Genomic DNA, 18,493 nt, shown 5'->3' with positions numbered 1-18,493 from the left:
AGAAATTGTTTATTTGCTTAATAATGCTTTGTTTTTGTTCATAAGATTTTTGTAATCTCCACTTTTCTTGATTTCTTCCAATGATTTATTGTAATCACGGTTATCATCAATTTCTTTAAAGTTATGAGCTGCAAAATCCATTGCAAATTCAGGTTTTTTAATTGTGTTGGCTGCATATTTATTGGCCGATATTACCGAATGTCTTGGGATTTTTGTAGGCCCTTCAATAACCCAGTCACTGGTTTTCTTCTTTTCATACCTGCAGTCATTACAAATAAAATCTTCTACTTCACCCCATTGATTTTTTCTGGCTGTTACTCTTATTACCTCATCACCTTTATACCATAGGTTTACCTTTCCTGAGCATTTGTCACAATTACAATGGGCATCGGCGGGTTTTGAAAACCAAACTCTACTCTTAAATCTGTAAGTTTTATCAGTAAGAGCCCCTACGGGACACACATCTATAACATTTCCTGAAAAGTCATTTTCGATAGCTTTTGAGATATATGTGCTGATTTCGGCATGATCACCACGATACATTACCCCATGAACACGACTATCAGTAATCTGTTCGGCGGTGTAAACGCATCTATAGCATAGAATACAACGATTTTTATTTAATTGAATTTTATCGCCAATATCTTCAGGTTCAAAAGTCCTTCTTTCGTCATCATAGCGGGTAGTCCCCAAACCATGTTCAAATGCAAAATCCTGCAAGTGACATTCGCCGGCCTGATCACAAACGGGGCAATCCAGTGGGTGATTGATTAAAAGAAATTCCACAATTCCTTTTCTTGCATTGACTACATCAGGGTTGCTGAAGTTTTCAACTACCATTCCATCCTGAGCCTGAGTGATACACGAAGCAACAAGTTTAGGCATGGGCCTTGGATCTTTTTCAGATCCTTGAGCAACCTTAACCAGGCATGCACGACATTTTCCTCCGGAACCTTTCAGTGGTTTATAATAACACATGGCAGGAGGGGCCACTTCAGGACCAATCATTCTGGCTGCTTCCATTATAGTAGTACCTACTGGCACTTCTACCGTTTTTCCGTCAACTGTTACTTTTATTAATTGAGTAGCTTCCATCAATATTCTATAAAAAAATTAAACCAGAATGCTTTTATTCATAAAAACCGCACCTTTTTGAGTAGCTTCGTGAGGATGGGTAATATGCCATTCAAATTCATCTCTGAAATGTCTTATTGCACTTCCTACCGGCCACGCAGCTGCATCACCCAATGGACATATAGTGTTCCCCTCAATTCGTTTGGCCACATCTACCAACAAGTCAATATCTGACATTTTTCCATGGCCATGCTCTATTTTATGCAATACTTTTTCCATCCAACCGGTACCTTCGCGGCATGGAGAACATTGCCCGCAAGACTCATGATGGTAAAAACGTGAAAAATTCCAGGTATTTCTTACGATACAGGTAGTTTCATCCATTGCAATAAAACCTCCTGATCCCAGCATTGTACCTGTCGCAAATCCACCATCGGAGAGGGATTCGTAGGACATTAACCTCGGTTCACCATTTGCAGTTTTCATTATGAGGTTGGCAGGTAAAATAGGTACAGAAGATCCTCCGGCAACTACTGCTTTCAGTTGATGTCCTTCCCTTATTCCGCCTAAATATTGATCAGAATAGATAAATTCTTCGACTGGCAATCCCAACTCAATTTCATACACTCCGGGCTTTTTTACATGACCTGAAGCGGAAATAAGTTTAGTTCCCGTACTTCTACCTATACCCAGTTTTGCATATTCATCTCCTCCGTGATTAATAATCCAGGATGTAGTAGCAATTGATTCTACATTATTTACAACTGTAGGGGATTGATAAAGGCCTTTTATTGCTGGAAATGGAGGCTTGTTTCTTGGATTTCCACGTTTTCCCTCCAGTGATTCGAGCAGAGCGGTTTCCTCTCCACAAATATAAGCACCCCCACCAGGTTGTACTACCAACTCCAGATCATAACCTGAACCCAATATGTTTTTTCCAAGAAAACCTGCATTTTTAGCTTCTTCTATGGCTTTCTCTAAAATCCTTATCACATACATGAGTTCACCCCTGACATATATAAATGATTTGTTGGCTCCCAGAGCAAAACTCGATACAATCATACCCTCAATTAATAAGTGAGGAATGTTTTTCATCAAATAATGATCTTTAAATGTTCCTGGTTCAGATTCATCACCATTACAAACTAGATATCTGGGAATACCTTCAGGTTTAGCAAGAAAACTCCATTTCATTCCCATAGGAAAACCTGCACCCCCACGACCTCTGATTCCCGATTTCTTTACTTCTTCAACAATTTCATCGGGGGACATTTTCTTTATTGCCTTCTCCACAGCGGCATAGCCACCGTTTTTACGGTAAACTTCGAAAGTTTCAATTCCCGGAATGTTGATTTTGTCGGTTAATATTTTAATATCTGAAGCCATTATTTACTTAAATCTTCGATTATTTCGTCAATTTTTTGGTTATCAAGATGCATATAATACTTTTCTCGTATCTGGAAACAGGGTCCCCATCCGCAAGCAGCAAGACACTCAACTTCTTTCAAAGTGAATAGACCATCGCTGGTCGTTTCGTTACTTTTTATTCCTAATTTTTGTTTCAGATGGTCATACACATCTTCACCTCCCATGGTGCTGCAAGGGCCTGTTCTGCAATATTCAATTACATGTTTTCCGACAGGCTCCAGGTGAAACATGGTATAAAAAGTGGCAACCTCATATACTTCTACAGGTTGTAAATCCAATAATCCGGCTACATAATCCATTGTAGCTGAACTAACCCACCCATACTGTTCCTGAGCCAGGTGCAATACTGGCAGTAAAGCAGATTTTTTTCTATCTGCTGGGTATCTGCCAATTATCTCCTCAACTTTTTTTAATCTGTCTTCTGTAAATTCTATTTTTTCGGACATGTTTTTTCTTGAAAAATATTAAGCGTCCAACTCGCCTGCAATTACATTTAAACTACTCATTATTGGTACAATATCTGAAACGGTCAAACCTTCAATCATTTCAGGAAATGCCTGATAATAAATAAATCCCGGTCTTCTGAAGTGTAAACGATAAGGTGTGCGGCCTCCATCGCTAATCAGATAGAATCCCAACTCTCCGTTTCCACCCTCTACTGCATGATAAACCTCTCCTGCCGGAGCATCAATTTCGCCCATTACGATTTTAAAATGATAAATCAGGGCTTCCATTTTGCTGTAAACATCCTTTTTGGGAGGTAGATAATAATGGTTTTCATTGGCATAATAAGCACCTTCCGGTAGATTGTCTATCGCCTGTTTTATTATTTTCAGACTTTCCCAGATTTCAGAGTTTCTCACCATAAATCTGTCAAAAGTATCGCCATTATGACCCACAGGAATTTCAAATTCAAAATCCTGATAAGAAGAATAGGGCTCCATTATTCTAATATCATAGTCAATGCCAGCCGCTCTGAGGTTGGGGCCAGTAAAGCCGTATTCCATTGCTCTTTCAGCTTTTATTGGCCCTACGTCGATGGTACGATCTCTAAATATCCTGTTTCTTACAAAAAGCTCTTCAAACTCCTTCATAACTTTAGGCATGGAGTTGTTGACGAAATCTTTAATCTTTTTGATAGCGGTAGGTGATAGGTCTCTTTCCATACCTCCGATCCGACCCATATTGGTGGTCAGTCTGGCACCACAAACTTCTTCGTATATTTCGTAAACTTTTTCCCTTTCCTGCATTACATACAAAAAACCTGAGTAAGCACCAGTATCTACTCCCAAAATAGAGTTACAAATGAGGTGGTCAGAAATTCTCGCCAATTCCATCATAATCACTCTGATATATTCAGCTCTTTTGGGTACTGTAATTCCCAGCAGCTTTTCTACAGTCATGTGCCATCCAAAGTTGTTAATGGGAGATGAGCAGTAGTTCATTCGGTCAGTCAGGGTAGTTATCTGGTAAAAAGGTCTCCTTTCCGCAATTTTCTCAAATGCCCTGTGTATGTATCCTACGGTTTGTTCTGATGAGACAATTTTTTCACCGTCCATGGTCAGAATATTTTGGAAAATACCATGGGTGGCTGGATGAGTAGGGCCAAAATTCATGGTGTGCAGCTCTCTTTCGTCCTCCATAGGGACATTCAGGGCTAATGCATCACTTACATTTTTGGGAGCCAAAATTTGTTTTTCCATCATCAATTCTAATTATCTACCAAAAAGGGCATCAATTTTATCATTTCGTGTTGCATCTTCCAACGGATATTCCTTCCTCATAGGATGGTAATCCATTTCTTCTATATTAAGAATTCTTTTTAGATTTGGATGACCCAAAAAATTTATTCCATAAAAATCAAAAGCTTCTCTTTCCATCCAATTGGCACCTACAAAAATCCCTGTGAGCGTAGGCACTTCAATGTTGTTTTCAGGCATAAAAACTTTTATTCTGATTCTAACATTGTTTTCCCAACTGTGAAGATGATAAACGGCACAAAATTCCAAATCTTTGTTGTCAGGGAAATGTATGCCTGTGATATCAGTCAGGAAGTTGAATTTAAACGTTTTGTGATCTTTTAAATAGCAAATTAACTCCAAAAGATAATCTGGCGAGGTTGAAAATGAAAGCAGGCCATAGGGTTCTTCAAATGCAAAGACTCTTTCTCCAAAGTGACCCACAAGGTCTTCAACAAGTTCCTGATTCTGTATCATTTTTATCGAATTATAGGATATTATATGATTCGAGAAGTGCTCGGTATTCCGGTGTGTTTCTTCTTCTTAGAGGCTCATTTTTAGCTATTTCCTGTATCTGCATCAAACCATCTATGATTTGTTCTGGTCGGGGAGGACACCCCGGAACATATACATCAACCGGTATAACACGGTCAATGCCTTGCAATACAGAATAGGTATCAAATATACCTCCTGATGAGGCACATGCACCAACAGCCATCACCCACCGTGGTTCCGACATTTGCAGGTAAACTTGTTTTACAACGGGGGCCATTTTTTTGGCAATTGTACCCATAACCATCAAAATGTCGGCCTGACGCGGGGAGAAGCTCGGTCTTTCAGAACCAAATCTCGAAATGTCATAGTGCGACCCCATAGTAGCCATAAATTCAATGCCACAACAGGAAGTTGCAAATGGCAGCGGCCAGAGAGAGTTTCCTCTGGCAAGTCCAATTATTTTGTCTAGTGACGTTGCGAAAAAACCTGAACCTTCAAAGCCCTCAGGAGCATCCACAATATTTATTTTGCTCATACCTTTCAATAATAAAGGATTTCTTAATCTTCGTCCCAGTTTAGGACGCCTTTTTTTATAATATAATAAAAACCAGCCATCAAAAACCCTACAAAAAGGAGCATTTCTGAAAAACCAAACCAACCAAGTTTTTTAAAATTCACCGCCCAGGGGTACATGAAAATTACTTCAACATCAAAAAGTACGAATAAAATAGCTACCAAAAAATAGCGGACGTTCAAAGGGAATCTTGCATCACCCTTACTTTCTATTCCACATTCAAATGGATCTTCTTTTCTTTTGCTTTTTAATCGGGGTCCTAAAACACTTGTGGCAAATATTGTTACTCCAACAAAGGACAGAGCCACAATAAATTGTATTATTAAAGGAATGTAATCTTGAGGTAAGCCTTCCATATTGTTAAATTTTATGCAAAATTACGATGTATATACATAGAATCAAATAAATCGAAATGATTATTCAAACCATTGTTTTTTCATTTTTATAATACAATTAAAAAAGAGTTTTGTTTAAAAAAATGTCAGTTTTCATTCAAAGAATTCCAAATTAAATCTTTAAGCTCCAAAATGCCTTCCCCGGTTTTAGAAGAGAAAAATACATATGGGAGTCCGGAAGGTAATTTTTTCTCTATTTTTTTTCTGATAGTTACATTAATCAGGTCTAATTTTGAGAAAGCCAATATCCTGCCTTTATCCAGGAGTTCGGGATTAAACTTTTCCAATTCATCGACAAGAGTTTTGTATTCTTTCAATGGATTTGGTGCCGAACTGTCGATTAAAAACAGAAGGTTTGAGTTTCTTTCAATATGGCGTAAAAATCTTAAACCAAGTCCTTTACCTTCTGAAGCTCCTTCAATGATGCCCGGAATATCAGCCATAACAAATGATTTAAAATCCCGATATTGAACAACTCCCAAATTAGGGACTAAAGTTGTAAAAGGATAATCTCCAATTTCAGGACGGGCAGCTGATATGGTTGATAAAAGCGTTGATTTCCCGGCATTTGGGAATCCAACCAGACCAATGTCAGCCAGAAGCTTAAGTTCCAAAATTACCCATATTTCCTGACCAGCAATGCCCGGTTGGCTGTATTCGGGTGCCTGATTGGTGGAGGTCTTAAAATGGTAATTGCCCAAGCCACCCATTCCACCCGGAAGAATTATAACTTCCTGACCATCATCGATAATTTCGGCCATTTTTTCACCGGTTTCTGGATTTTTCGCAATAGTACCCAATGGTACATCTATATATACATCTTTGCCTTGTTTTCCACTACTTTTACTTTTTCCACCCGTTTCACCATGATCAGCTTTGATATGTTTTTGGTATTTCAGATGGATTAATGTCCACAGTTGTTTGTTACCTCTCAGGATGATATGCCCGCCTCTACCACCGTCACCACCATCTGGTCCACCTTTATCAACGAATTTCTCTCTCCTAAAATGAGTAAACCCTTTCCCTCCATTACCAGACTTTAGGTTGATTTTTACGTAATCAATAAAATTCGAAGTCATTTAATATGTATTTTTTCTGCAAAATTAGCTTAATTAGTTTATAAGAAGATATTAAAAAAGAAAAACTCCGGTTGAGACCGAAGTTTTGGTGTATTTTTTTAAGAAAATACTCTTTACATGCTACTTTTTATTGCTTTTGATATATTTTCAAAGATTTCATCAATTTTACCTATTCCATTGACTTTTGTTACTTTACCCTGATTCTCATAAAAAGGCAGCACGTGAATAGTTTTTGTAAAATATTCGTCAATTCTTTTTACCAGTTTATCGGCATCATCGTCAGCCCGTCCACTGATTTTTTGTCTTTCTGCAATTCTTTCTTTAATAACTTCCTGATTTACATCAAGTTGAAGGACCAAATTTATGCTTTCACCTTTTCCTGCGAGAAAAATATCCAAAGCTTCCGCCTGATTAACAGTTCTTGGAAAACCGTCAAAAATAAAACCTTTAACATCGGGATTTCTGGTGACTTCTTCTTCAAGCATCTCTATTGTAATAGAATCAGGAACAAGCATGCCATCAGCCAGAATTTGTTTTACTTTTTTTCCAATTTCGGTATCATTTGAAATATGCATTCTAAACATATCACCGGTGGAAATATGAGCCAGATTAAATTCTTTAATTATTTTTTCTGATTGTGTACCTTTGCCGGCACCCGGAGGACCAAATATTACTAAATTGTACATATCTAAGTTTTTTCTTTCGAAGGTTAAAAGAATGAAATTTTCTATAAATATAATTATTCTTATAAAAAGATTATAATATTTTTCAAGAATATAGGTAAAATTCTGTTTGGATTGCCATAAAAAAAATAAGAGAGTCAATGTACTTGACTCTCTTAATATAACTTATTCAAGATTTATTGTCCGCCACCCGGGGAGCTGACTCCAGTAGTTGCCGGTGTTGCTTTGATAATTTCAATTTGTTTTTTAACCTCTTCGTTTTCTGGCTCAAGTTTCAAAAATATTTCAAGATATTCTATTGCTTTTGTTAGGTTTTTAGAAACCTGAAACTCTTTTCCTGCCAAATATTTCAGGGCGTCTTTTACATCTTTGGCATTTTTAGGATCAGTTTTTCCTTCACCTAGTACCTCAAGATATTTTTCATATAAGGGTGCCGAGCCAAAGTTGGCTTTATAGGTGGAATCTCCCTGGTATGATTTTAATCTTGCACTCAATGCATATCCTGCAGGCCAAGTATTGTTATATTTTTCCAGAGCCTTGGTTACATATTCATCGGCTTTAGCCCAGTTTCTTGCTCCGGCAAAATAAGTACCCAATCTGGCTAATTCTGAGGCTAAAGGCTTTTTCTTTCCTACTACTTCTCTCTCTCCATATTTGGCAGCATTCACATAGTCTTTTGCTTTGACATACTTACTTGTGAGATCACCCCAATAATTAAAAGTAGTGTCGCCCAAAGAAATTGCTTTTTCAATGTTAATTATTCCCAAAGAATCATTTAAGTTTCTAACTTCACCCTCACCTGGAAGATTGAAGTAAGAACGCCCGGTAAATCCATAGTCCATTGCAGGGTTTTCATCTTCCGGGAGGTTTTTGATAAACATGCCCAAAAATTCAATCGCTTTTGCCGGCTCGTTTTCCTCAAAGCTCATTATTCCTTTCATACGATATACATATGGATCAGTACTACAATCTTTTATCTCTTCTATGGTATTTTTAACGTTTTTATAATCTTTAGATACAAACGCAAGTTTTGCATATCTAAGTTTTGCTTTACAATCTCCGTCAGAATTATCCAGATATTTTTTAGCAGATGCTGCCGCATCATTCCATTTTCCTCTACTTTGAAAAAGCGAGCTTTCATATTTATATATCGGAGCATGTGTTGGGTCTGCAGCTATACCTTTGGCAATAGCTATTTCAGCTTCATTATAATTTTTCCCCTGAAGCCATACTTTTGCCATTCCGGCATATACTTTACCAAGCTTTTTACCGGTTTTTTCAGCATATTGAAGAGCATTCATTGCATCGCCACCTTCATTTTTAAGCATGAAAGCATCTGATTTTACTATATAATATTCAGGATTGTCTTTGGCTTTTGATTTTTCAATTGCCATGTCTATATTAATGATAGCTTCACCTGGGTCAGATGCATGGCTAAACATTGTATAAGCCTCACCTATTCTGTAAAGTACATCGGTATTTTTGAGTTTTGTGTCTTTTTTTACTTGCTCAAAAATAGCTTTTGCACCATTAATATCTTTCGACGCAAGTTTTATCATACCCAAGCCAACCTGATTTATTGGGCTGCCTTTTTTGTCAGCAGCAAGTCCTGCTTCAAAAGCAGCCTGAGCCATTTTAATAGTCTCGGCATTTAGTCCAGGACTCTTCAAAATGGTATATCCTTTGAAAAATAAATTTTCAGGAGTAGGATTGGCAACAGCAAGATCGGTGATAGCTTTTGTCGCCGCAGTAAATCTTTCAGCGTCAAGCTGCTTCTCAACTTGCTCAATGGTTTGGGCATTTAAATTTAGCGAAGCTAAAATAATTGCAGCCAAAGCGTAAGTTCTTACAATAGTTTTAATCATTTTTTCAACAGTAATAAGATTGTCTGATTCCGATTTTAAAGTTTCGGAGGTGCAATTTAATGCATCTTGGTCAATTGTAAAAGCCATCTTTTAATAAATTTAAATTTTGGTAATTAGACGAAACACCTGTTTTTAATTTTACTAATGATTTGTTAAGGATATTTTTTATTTTTTAAATAGGTTTTTTCTCTAAAAAAAACTCTTTAGGAATTAGATAATAAGGGATCAAACCTATTTTTTCGATGACCAATTGGCCTGTTTTTGCACAACTAAACCTGATAAAACCATTTTCTACTCCCCAGCTTTTTGACATAGTATGCATGTAAACATATCGCTCAAAAGGGTAAATTCTTTTGTTGATATTTTTCCAGGTTGCTTTAGCGAATTTTTTCCCGGTAGAATCCCCAACGGCTAATATTTTTATATTTTCCAACAATTTTTGGCTATCATAATTGTCTTCGTCACTTACCCAATTGTATCCAAGAAAACCGATTGCGTTTTGATGTTTTTTAACTTCATTGAGCACTTGAAGGTTTCCGTCTGCAGAATAAACATTTTTAAGATTTACATTTTTTATTTTTAATTTTTCGACAATTGTGTTGTAATTGGAAGAAGCGGCTTTATCAAAAATAAGCTCAGTTTTTGAATCGGGACTAGTAAGCATATACCTGAGTTTTTCCTGAGAAATTGAAGAGTCTGGAAAAGATTTACTTGTAACAAGCATCACAGCGTCTAGTCCGCAAAGAGCCGGAATATATTTAACTTCTCTTGATTTCATTACCCGAAGCTCTTCCGAATTAAATCCCCGGGTTGTGATAGCCAGTGTAACACTATCATCAAAAAGCATTTTTATCCCTTTGGTTTCGGGTACTATTATTGGAATAAAATTGGTTTTAGGGTAATGAACCTTGTATGATTGAATCAAGGCTTCACTTACCGGCCACAATGATTCGTCTATTGCCAGTTTTACAGTTCCTTCGTTAATGATTGGTTTTTTATTGTCACAACTTAACAATACCGCCAGTAGAAAAAATACAAGTGATAAAGACTTTAGATTTTTCATTGTTTTGGTGCTAAAAGTATTACGTGAGCAAAAATAAAATAAGAAATGCAATAATCAACTAAATATTTAGTGAATAATTTTTTCAAGAATTTGATGTGGATTATTATGTAAAAAAAAAGAGGAGCTTTAATGCTCCTCTTTAGATGATTGATATGCTCTGAACAACCTGAATGCACCATAGGCCGTGAATAAAATTCCTAACATCACAGCCGTGAGATCATCAAGGTAGGTTAGAAACCATTTTTTTATGAATACAAAAACTCCTAAAGCTATGTAACCCAAACTGATTACATAAAGCATCAGTATTTTACCTTTTGCAATCCATGAATCCAGATCGTTCACATTAATCGAGTTTGTAAACTACAGGCATGTTATAGAACACCCTTACGTTTTTACCATTCTGACGTCCCGGATTCCATTTAGGCATTGATTTGATAACCCTGATTGCTTCTTCGTCGCAACCAAAACCTATTCCTTTCAATACTTCTACTGCTCCGATAGAACCGTCTTTTTCTACTACAAATTTCACGAAAACCCTACCCGAAACGTTGGCTCTTTGAGCTGCAGCAGGGTATTTAATGTTTTCACCCAAAAACTTGTACATAGCTGATTGACCACCCGGAAAATCAGGCTGTTGCTCAACCGCTGTAAAGATTTCCTCTTCTACTGGTTTTTCAACCTTTACGATTTCAACAACTTCCTGTTGGTCATCGGCGATATCAATACCACCTACATCTTCTACCCCTTCTTTAGTTACATTTGACACTTTTTTGTTGTCAATTTCACTTTGGGCAGGTGGAGGAGTTTCAATAATCACCTCTTCGTCTTTTTTAGGCTCTGGAGGTAAAAATTTGATAGTTGCCACTTCTTCCTGTTCAACTTTTTTGGGTGGAGGCGGAGGTGGAAGTTCTTCTAATTTCTTCTCTTCCTCTTTTTTCTCCTCTTTAAGCTTACTCATGTCAATTTCCACTTCTCTGAGGTTATCCTTCTGAAGTTTTGGGACGATGACATTGGTATAAGTATAAGCTCCTCCAAAGACCAAAATAAAAAAACCGGTACCAAATAAAAATGCACGGGTCAGATAATTTTTGTAGTTTTTCCTTAGAAAATACGCTCCGTATTCTTTGTTACGGTGCTCAAATACTATGTCATCTAAGGTTTCTTTATTGTTTGCCATAATTGTTTTGCGTTTAAAAACCTTAGTTATTCGCTTTCGGTGTTTTCATTTTCTCCTTATATGCATCAACTTCGTTTTGTTGTAAGTCAACTAATGCAAAAAGTTTATTACCGGTTATTTCCATCTCATCGAGTATGTCCACTGTGTTTTTGAAATTGGCCTCATCGGTGGGTTTGATAATTACCGTAAATTTAGAACTGTCCAAAGCCGCAATTTTTTTCTTTTGAATTTCGGATCTGATACCTTTTGCCGAATAATCAGTTTCATTTAAATCTGCTGCTTTAACATCCGCCACTGCTTGCTGATACCAGAAAAGTCTGTTGTCTTTACCCATAATAATTGTAATGGTATTTGACAATTTAATTTCAGCTTTTTCCTGATCTTCAGCTTTTTTCTCTTCATCTTTCTCGGGAAGATTAAGTTTCATCATATTGGGCTTACTAAAAGTAGTCGTAAATATGAAGAAAGTAATCAATAGAAAACCTAAGTCCACCATGGGTGTCATATCAGGTCTTCCAGGGGCTTTTTTAGATCTTACTTTACCACCTTTTTTCCCGCTACTGTCTTTTTCAATTATTTCTGCCATTTGATAATTAACGTTTTAGCAAGGATATTATTCTCCTTTGGTGATTAATTTGAACTTAAAAATCTTCTCTTTCCCAAGCTCATTAAAAAGTAGTTTCACTGCCGGATACTGAGTCTGAATGTCACCCCTGATGGCAAGTGTGCCTTTAGGGTTTATTTGACCATAAGTTTGTACCCACTGTACGAGTTCATTGTTGGTAGAATCCAACGGAATACCCGGGAGTTTGGCTCTTTTTTTGTCAGCCGGAGGCAAATTGATAAAACTTTTCAATTGATCCCTGCTCATACCAACCTCAGCCAATTTGGTAAATTCGGCCTGTTCTGAGGCAGAGAGTCCCAAATTATAATTGGTATTAAGAGCATTGATAAAACTCCTGCGTTCATTAGGGTCGGCCATACCAAAGTAATAGTGACCTTCAGGGGTTATTGAAATAGTTCCAACGTTTGAGTCTTCAACTTTAAATTTTGAAATTGACGATGGCGTATTGATTGCAACTGTTTCCTGACTTCTAAATTGAGTTGTCATGATAAAGAAAGTCAATAACAGGAATGCCACATCCGACATCGCAGTCATGTCCATAGCCGGTCCATGACGTTTAGGTTTTACTGCTGCCATTTATATAAATATTTTGAATTACTGATAAAATCGATTTTTGGAAATTAGTTATGAGCTGAGAAATTTTGTTGAAGGCTCATGCCAATTTCATCAATTTTGTAAGTCAAAGTATCAATTGACGCAGTAAGATAGTTGTAAACAATGATTGAGATTGCAGAAGTACCAATACCCAACGCAGTGTTGATAAGGGCTTCAGCGATACCTTTTGCAAGAGCAGAAGCATCCGGAGCACCACCACCAGCACCCAAAGCAAAGAATGAACGAATCATACCTAATACCGTTCCTAAAAGGGCAACTAGTGTTGAAACCGCAGCCAAAGTAGAAAGGATGGTAAGGTTTTTCTCCAGCATAGGAAGTTCCAAAGTAGTAGCTTCTTCGATTTCTTTCTGAAGAGCTGCTAGTTTTTGTTCTTTGTTCAGACCTGTATCTCCCTGAAGCTGAGAATATTTCTCAACAGCAACTTTGGTTACATTACCTACAGTTCCTTTTTGTTTTTCACACTCTTTAAGTGCATCAGCAAGATTGTTTTGGTCCAAAAGAGTCCTAACTCTGCTTACGAAAGCATCAAGATTACCTTTTCCGCCAGCTTTGCTAAGAGTGATTAGTCTTTCAAGTGTGAAAACCAATACAACAAGCATAAATGTCATAAGGATAGGAACGATTACACCACCTGAATAAATGATACCCATGGCGTTTTTAGGATCGTGCTTTGTTGCACCGTCTTCGAAGTTGTCTGGTGAACCAAGAATAAAAATGTAAATTAAAAGTGCGATTGCAAAAAGGATAGGAATAACTAACGCTGGGTTAATTCCCGCACTTTTTTTTGCTGGCTTAGCAGCTGGGGCTTTTGTCTTTTTTTCCATTTGATTAGAAAATTTTTAGGGTTTTGAAAAAAGATAAATAAATTGATTAAAACTTTTTTTAAATAGTTTTTATTTTGTTTGAAATGTTAAGCGGCTTATTTTTTGCTTAAAATTCACGGCAATTCTAACTAAAAACATCCAAACTTAAAATAAAATTAATAATAAATTTTTCTAATTCTAAGTTATGATTTTCAACTGATTTTGGATTTTTAAGTGTTGAATTGATACTTATTCACTATTGTTTATTAATTATTAATAACTTACAGAATTGGAAAAAGGTATTAAAATATGATTTTTCTTATTGTATCAAATTGATTATAATTTTCGTTTTTCAGGGTTTATTACTGTCAACTACGATTTTATTCTCTCTGTTTGACAATTCCCACGCGGTGTTAAAAACCAGTTTAACAATATTAGAATACTTGTCAAATAGTATTTTTTCCACATCATCACCTGGTTTGTGATAATCTTCATGAACTCCTGTAAAATAGAAAATAACCGGGATTTTGTTTTTAGCAAAATTATAATGATCTGACCGGTAATAGAACCTGTTTGGGTCACTCGGGTTATTGAATTCATAATCAAGTTCAAAATTTATTGAATTTTTATTGGCATCTTCTGATATCTGATGGAGCTCAGATGATAATTTATCGCTTCCAATAAGATATACGTAGTTTTGATTGGTTTCGTGTTTCTTGTCTATTCGGCCAATCATATCAATGTTAAGGTTAACAATTGTTTTTTCCAAAGGAATGACCGGTGAAATGTCTGTATAATATTTTGAGCCAAGCAATCCTTTTTCTTCTCCGGTAACTGTCATAAACAAAATACTTCTTCTCGGACCATTTCCATTGGCCTTAGCTATAGAAAAAGCCTCAGCAAGCTCCAGAATTGCACAAGTACCCGAGCCGTCATCATCGGCCCCATTGTAAATCTGACCTTTTTCATCAATACCTACATGGTCATAATGGGCAGTAAGAACTACCACTTCGTCTTTTTTATCAGTGCCTTCCATAAAGCCCATGATATTGGCAGTTTCGACCAGGTCTTGCCCTCTTTCTGATTTTACTCTGATACTGGTTTTGGTTTTTGGAAATTTGATTTTTTTTCCAGCTATAAATTTCACAAAGTTTTTCTCCGTTACACCTAACATATCAGCTGCCATACTTTTTGAAATTACAAAAGTTGGACTGGAAGTTACTTTTTCTGTATTGGTTTTATCAAGAGCCATGCGGTTAAATCTGGACAGAATGGCTTTTCTTTCTGCATTAAGGGTTTTAAATTGTTCTGATTCCGCATTTGAAATTTCAAAAATATAGCCAGCTCCGAGTTCTGCAGCTAATTTCTGTTTCTTCTTTGAACCTGCACTTCCTTCCCATTCCTCCGCTTTTTCCATGTTATTTGGTGCACCTTCCAAAAATATAACAGCTTTGCCATCTATTTTTTTATCCAAATAATCATTTTGGTTTTCCGATTTAATGCCATATCCCACAAAAATGGTTTCTATTTCCTTTTCTTCGGGAATATTTACAATTCCTACCGGAAAATAATCCTTAAAAAATACCTTTTTTGTATTGTTGATTTTTACATAAGCATCTTTCCATCCGCTTTTATATAAATTAAAATTTTGATAGTAAGAATAATCCCCATTGTCAGATTTTACAATTGGACTCAAGCCCAGATTTTTAAAGTGCGAACTAATATATTCTCCGGTTTTTTTTTGGCCTTCTGATCCGGTGTCCCTTCCTTGCATGTCATCTGAAGCAATTATGGTCAGGTGTTTTTTTAGGTCAGAAGCCGTAATAGAATTTTCATAAACAGTTTTGGTTTGAGCAAATGAAATGCTCCCGGAAAGGAATAATATTATTCCGAATATTTGCTTTTTAGTCATCTTTGAAAAATAATTTAATAGCAAATAAACGATTTGAAATTGGTAAGACAAGGCAGTTATTTGTAAATTTGTAATTTAATACAAAATTAACTTCATGAATATTAGTCTTACTACTACAGAAAAATTTGAAACCAGACACCAGGGCAAATCAGAAAAAGAGATTGCGAACATGTGCAAGGAAATTGGAGTTGGGTCGGTGGATGAATTGATTGATCAAACAATTCCAGAAAACATCAGATACAAAATGCCAATGAATGTAGTAGGGGCTTTGTCAGAGAGTGAGTTTTTAAACAAAATAAAAGTTTTAGGTAGCAAGAATAAAGTTTTCAAAAGTTTTATAGGCTCTGGGTATTCTGATACTGTGGTACCCAATGTGGTTTTGAGGAATATTCTTGAAAATCCCGCCTGGTACACAGCTTATACACCCTATCAGGCAGAAATCGCCCAGGGGCGTCTTGAGATGTTGCTCAATTTCCAAACTATTGTCACTGATTTGACGGGAATGGAGATTTCTAACGCTTCACTACTTGATGAAGCTACCGCAGCAGCAGAAGCCATGTCGATGTTTTTTGCAATAAGAAAAGGGGCGAAAAAGGCATCAAATGGTTTTTTTGTTTCTGAGAATTGTCATCCGCAGGTTATTGATGTTGTGCAGGGAAGGGCATTACCATTGGGCATAAAAGTGATGGTTGGTAACCTTAGCAATTTTGATTTTCAAACCAATGATATTTTTGGTGCGATTTTACAAAATCCTGATACCACCGGTGAAATTAGAGATTATACTGAAGAAATAAAGAATTTGCATAATGCAGACATAAAGGTTTGTATAGGGGTGGATTTGCTTTCGCTTACGCTATTTAAAACTCCTGCCGAAATGGGGGCAGATGTCGTCATAGGTTCATCGCAACGATTTGGTGTCCCAATGGGTTATGGTGGGCCTCATGCCGCTTTTTTTGCTACAAAAGATGAGTTTAAAAGACAAATTCCCGGACGTATAATCGGGAAATCTGTTGATGCTGAAGGAAATCCGGCACTTAGGATGGCTCTTCAAACACGCGAACAACACATTCGACGTGAAAAAGCCACTTCTAATATATGTACAGCTCAGGTTTTGCTTTCTGTGATGTCAGCAGCTTATGGAATTTATCACGGCCCGGAAGGTTTGAAAAACATTGCTTTGAAAATTCACGGTTTGACAAAATCATTTGCAAACGCTGTTCAGGGTTTAGATTTTAGAGTTTTGACCAAAAATTATTTTGACACCATCACTATTGATATTGACAACAATACTGAAATCAGAAAGATTGCTGAATCTAAAGGTGTAAATCTCAGATACCATGGCACCGAAGAAATTAGTATTTCATTTGACGAAACCAAAAACCTTACGGATATCGCATTGTTGCTTGAAATATTCAGTGAAGCAAGAGGTGAAAAATTGGTGCTGAATCTGAAAAATGATGTTACCGCAAATATTCCGGATGAACTCCTTAGGTCTTCAAAATATATGCTTCATCCGGTTTTTAACAGTTATCATACTGAACATGAAATGCTCAGGTATCTGAAAAGTCTGGAAAGTAAAGATTTGTCTTTGGTTCATTCGATGATTTCTCTGGGAAGCTGTACAATGAAACTCAACGCTACCGCTGAAATGATCCCGGTAACCTGGGCTGAATTTGGAAGCATACACCCATTTGCACCAAAAAATCAGACCAAAGGGTATCAGGAAATGTTTGAGGAGCTGTCAGGATGGCTTTCAGAAATAACAGGATTTGATGCAGTTTCTCTTCAGCCCAATTCCGGTGCTCAGGGCGAACTGGCCGGTTTAATGGTTATCAGGGCATATCACGAAGCTCATAAAAATTCAGGAAGAAATATAGCCTTAATTCCATCATCGGCACATGGTACCAATCCCGCGTCGGCGGTTATGGCAGGAATGAAAGTAGTGGTGGTAAGTTGTGATGAAAAAGGTAATATTGACGTACAAGACCTTAAAAACAAAGCAGCTGAGCATGCCGAAGATTTATCTTGTTTGATGGTCACCTATCCTTCTACACACGGAGTATTTGAAGAAACCATTGTTGAGATTTGTGAAATAATACATCAATATGGTGGTAAGGTTTACATGGATGGTGCCAATATGAATGCCCAGGTTGGTCTTACATCTCCAGGAAAAATTGGAGCTGATGTTTGCCACCTTAATTTGCACAAAACCTTTGCCATACCTCATGGAGGAGGCGGACCCGGAATGGGACCCATTTGTGTTAAATCTGATTTAGCACCTTATCTTCCGGGCAATGCTGTGATAGAAACCGGGGGTGAAAAATCTATTCATGGAATTTCGGCGGCTCCATGGGGAAGTGCAAGTGTGTTACCTATTTCTTATGCTTATATCAATATGATGGGTGGCATAGGACTTACCAACGCAACCAAACTTGCGATTTTCAATGCCAACTATATGAAGTCCAGGCTTGAAAAGCATTTCCCAATATTATATACGGGAGCCAATGGACGCTGTGCACACGAGATGATTGTGGATTGCAGAGAATTTAAGTCAACTGCAGGAGTAGAGGTTGAAGACATCGCAAAGCGTTTGATGGACTATGGGTATCATGCACCTACTGTGTCATTTCCCGTAGCCGGAACGCTAATGATTGAACCGACTGAATCCGAATCTCAAACAGAATTGGATAAATTCTGTGATGCATTGATTGCTATTAGGGCAGAAATAGCTGAAATAGAGGCTGGAAAGTTTGACAAAGAAAACAACGTGTTGGTTAATGCACCTCACACTATGAGAGTGGTGATGTCTGACAACTGGACCCGTCCATATAGTCGCGAAAAAGCAGCTTTCCCTGCAGATCATTTAAGATTTAACAAGTTTTGGCCGGCTGTAAGCAGGATTGATTCTGCTTATGGTGACCGTAATCTGGTTTGTGCTTGTGATCCGGTAGAATCTTATGCCTGAG

General features: G+C 37.1%; 18 protein-coding genes. 1 reads left to right on the top strand and 17 read right to left on the bottom strand.

Annotation, left to right across the window (positions count from 1 at the left end):
* Positions 1-9: 9 nt before the first annotated feature.
* From IPP61_21920 to IPP61_21840, 17 genes are all read right to left on the bottom strand, one after another.
* Positions 10-1,095 (bottom strand): (2Fe-2S)-binding protein, encoded by a 1,086-nt coding sequence (locus tag IPP61_21920; GenBank protein ID MBL0327782.1) that lies wholly within the window; start codon positions 1,093-1,095, stop codon positions 10-12.
* Positions 1,096-1,113: 18 nt separating this feature from the next.
* Complete coding sequence (gene nuoF / locus IPP61_21915) at positions 1,114-2,460, bottom strand: NADH-quinone oxidoreductase subunit NuoF (protein MBL0327781.1); 1,347 nt, start codon at positions 2,458-2,460, stop codon at positions 1,114-1,116.
* Positions 2,460-2,948 carry an NAD(P)H-dependent oxidoreductase subunit E gene (locus tag IPP61_21910; protein MBL0327780.1) on the bottom strand — a complete coding sequence of 163 codons (489 nt, stop codon included), beginning with the start codon at positions 2,946-2,948 and terminating at the stop codon, positions 2,460-2,462. The genes nuoF and IPP61_21910 overlap by 1 nt, the downstream gene beginning before the upstream one ends.
* 18 nt (positions 2,949-2,966) lie before the next feature.
* The gene (locus IPP61_21905) at positions 2,967-4,205 is read right to left on the bottom strand and encodes an NADH-quinone oxidoreductase subunit D (GenBank protein MBL0327779.1); all 1,239 of its coding nucleotides are present in this window, start codon (positions 4,203-4,205) and stop codon (positions 2,967-2,969) included.
* A 12-nt stretch (positions 4,206-4,217) separates the two neighbouring features.
* Positions 4,218-4,718: an NADH-quinone oxidoreductase subunit C gene (locus IPP61_21900; GenBank protein MBL0327778.1), complete on the bottom strand. Its 501-nt coding sequence runs from the start codon at positions 4,716-4,718 to the stop codon at positions 4,218-4,220.
* Between the two features lie 10 nt (positions 4,719-4,728).
* Positions 4,729-5,271 carry an NADH-quinone oxidoreductase subunit B gene (locus tag IPP61_21895; GenBank protein ID MBL0327777.1) on the bottom strand — a complete coding sequence of 181 codons (543 nt, stop codon included), beginning with the start codon at positions 5,269-5,271 and terminating at the stop codon, positions 4,729-4,731.
* Between the two features lie 23 nt (positions 5,272-5,294).
* A complete protein-coding gene (locus tag IPP61_21890) occupies positions 5,295-5,666 on the bottom strand; it encodes an NADH-quinone oxidoreductase subunit A (protein ID MBL0327776.1) in 372 nt (123 codons plus the stop codon).
* Between the two features lie 125 nt (positions 5,667-5,791).
* Positions 5,792-6,784 carry a GTPase ObgE gene (obgE, locus tag IPP61_21885; protein ID MBL0327775.1) on the bottom strand — a complete coding sequence of 331 codons (993 nt, stop codon included), beginning with the start codon at positions 6,782-6,784 and terminating at the stop codon, positions 5,792-5,794.
* A 113-nt stretch (positions 6,785-6,897) separates the two neighbouring features.
* Positions 6,898-7,470 carry an adenylate kinase gene (locus IPP61_21880; GenBank protein ID MBL0327774.1) on the bottom strand — a complete coding sequence of 191 codons (573 nt, stop codon included), beginning with the start codon at positions 7,468-7,470 and terminating at the stop codon, positions 6,898-6,900.
* Between the two features lie 173 nt (positions 7,471-7,643).
* Positions 7,644-9,419, bottom strand: coding sequence for a hypothetical protein (locus tag IPP61_21875; GenBank protein ID MBL0327773.1), 1,776 nt, complete (start codon positions 9,417-9,419; stop codon positions 7,644-7,646).
* A gap of 85 nt (positions 9,420-9,504) precedes the next feature.
* The gene (locus IPP61_21870; protein MBL0327772.1) at positions 9,505-10,395 is read right to left on the bottom strand and encodes a substrate-binding domain-containing protein; all 891 of its coding nucleotides are present in this window, start codon (positions 10,393-10,395) and stop codon (positions 9,505-9,507) included.
* A gap of 126 nt (positions 10,396-10,521) precedes the next feature.
* Positions 10,522-10,695, bottom strand: a complete 174-nt coding sequence (locus IPP61_21865) for a C4-dicarboxylate ABC transporter (GenBank protein MBL0327771.1) — start codon at positions 10,693-10,695, stop codon at positions 10,522-10,524.
* Between the two features lie 43 nt (positions 10,696-10,738).
* Positions 10,739-11,572: a TonB family protein gene (locus tag IPP61_21860; protein ID MBL0327770.1), complete on the bottom strand. Its 834-nt coding sequence runs from the start codon at positions 11,570-11,572 to the stop codon at positions 10,739-10,741.
* 22 nt (positions 11,573-11,594) lie between these two features.
* Positions 11,595-12,158: a biopolymer transporter ExbD gene (locus tag IPP61_21855; protein MBL0327769.1), complete on the bottom strand. Its 564-nt coding sequence runs from the start codon at positions 12,156-12,158 to the stop codon at positions 11,595-11,597.
* Positions 12,159-12,185: 27 nt separating this feature from the next.
* Positions 12,186-12,773, bottom strand: a complete 588-nt coding sequence (locus tag IPP61_21850; GenBank protein ID MBL0327768.1) for a biopolymer transporter ExbD — start codon at positions 12,771-12,773, stop codon at positions 12,186-12,188.
* A 44-nt stretch (positions 12,774-12,817) separates the two neighbouring features.
* Positions 12,818-13,636, bottom strand: coding sequence for a MotA/TolQ/ExbB proton channel family protein (locus IPP61_21845; GenBank protein ID MBL0327767.1), 819 nt, complete (start codon positions 13,634-13,636; stop codon positions 12,818-12,820).
* Positions 13,637-13,967: 331 nt separating this feature from the next.
* Entirely contained in the window at positions 13,968-15,527 is a 1,560-nt protein-coding gene (locus tag IPP61_21840) for a M28 family peptidase (GenBank protein ID MBL0327766.1), read from the bottom strand.
* Between the two features lie 94 nt (positions 15,528-15,621).
* Between IPP61_21840 and gcvP the strand changes: the two genes are divergently transcribed.
* A complete protein-coding gene (gene gcvP, locus IPP61_21835) occupies positions 15,622-18,492 on the top strand; it encodes an aminomethyl-transferring glycine dehydrogenase (GenBank protein ID MBL0327765.1) in 2,871 nt (956 codons plus the stop codon).
* Position 18,493 lies beyond the last annotated feature (1 nt).

It is taken from the genome of Cytophagaceae bacterium, from assembly GCA_016722655.1.
Lineage (GTDB): Bacteria > Bacteroidota > Bacteroidia > Cytophagales > Spirosomataceae > Leadbetterella.
This window is presented reverse-complemented; position numbering and strand designations above follow the sequence as displayed.

Coding starts and splice junctions, on each gene's coding strand:
- nuoF (MBL0327781.1), bottom strand. CDS start 2,460: ATGGCTTCAGATATTAAAATATTAACCGACAAAATCAACATTCCGGGA.
- IPP61_21880 (MBL0327774.1), bottom strand. CDS start 7,470: ATGTACAATTTAGTAATATTTGGTCCTCCGGGTGCCGGCAAAGGTACA.
- IPP61_21875 (MBL0327773.1), bottom strand. CDS start 9,419: ATGGCTTTTACAATTGACCAAGATGCATTAAATTGCACCTCCGAAACT.
- gcvP (MBL0327765.1), top strand. CDS start 15,622: ATGAATATTAGTCTTACTACTACAGAAAAATTTGAAACCAGACACCAG.
- IPP61_21900 (MBL0327778.1), bottom strand. CDS start 4,718: ATGATACAGAATCAGGAACTTGTTGAAGACCTTGTGGGTCACTTTGGA.
- IPP61_21895 (MBL0327777.1), bottom strand. CDS start 5,271: ATGAGCAAAATAAATATTGTGGATGCTCCTGAGGGCTTTGAAGGTTCA.
- IPP61_21845 (MBL0327767.1), bottom strand. CDS start 13,636: ATGGAAAAAAAGACAAAAGCCCCAGCTGCTAAGCCAGCAAAAAAAAGT.
- IPP61_21865 (MBL0327771.1), bottom strand. CDS start 10,695: ATGCTTTATGTAATCAGTTTGGGTTACATAGCTTTAGGAGTTTTTGTA.
- IPP61_21870 (MBL0327772.1), bottom strand. CDS start 10,395: ATGAAAAATCTAAAGTCTTTATCACTTGTATTTTTTCTACTGGCGGTA.
- IPP61_21890 (MBL0327776.1), bottom strand. CDS start 5,666: ATGGAAGGCTTACCTCAAGATTACATTCCTTTAATAATACAATTTATT.
- IPP61_21840 (MBL0327766.1), bottom strand. CDS start 15,527: ATGACTAAAAAGCAAATATTCGGAATAATATTATTCCTTTCCGGGAGC.
- obgE (MBL0327775.1), bottom strand. CDS start 6,784: ATGACTTCGAATTTTATTGATTACGTAAAAATCAACCTAAAGTCTGGT.
- IPP61_21910 (MBL0327780.1), bottom strand. CDS start 2,948: ATGTCCGAAAAAATAGAATTTACAGAAGACAGATTAAAAAAAGTTGAG.
- IPP61_21855 (MBL0327769.1), bottom strand. CDS start 12,158: ATGGCAGAAATAATTGAAAAAGACAGTAGCGGGAAAAAAGGTGGTAAA.
- IPP61_21860 (MBL0327770.1), bottom strand. CDS start 11,572: ATGGCAAACAATAAAGAAACCTTAGATGACATAGTATTTGAGCACCGT.
- IPP61_21850 (MBL0327768.1), bottom strand. CDS start 12,773: ATGGCAGCAGTAAAACCTAAACGTCATGGACCGGCTATGGACATGACT.
- IPP61_21920 (MBL0327782.1), bottom strand. CDS start 1,095: ATGGAAGCTACTCAATTAATAAAAGTAACAGTTGACGGAAAAACGGTA.
- IPP61_21905 (MBL0327779.1), bottom strand. CDS start 4,205: ATGGAAAAACAAATTTTGGCTCCCAAAAATGTAAGTGATGCATTAGCC.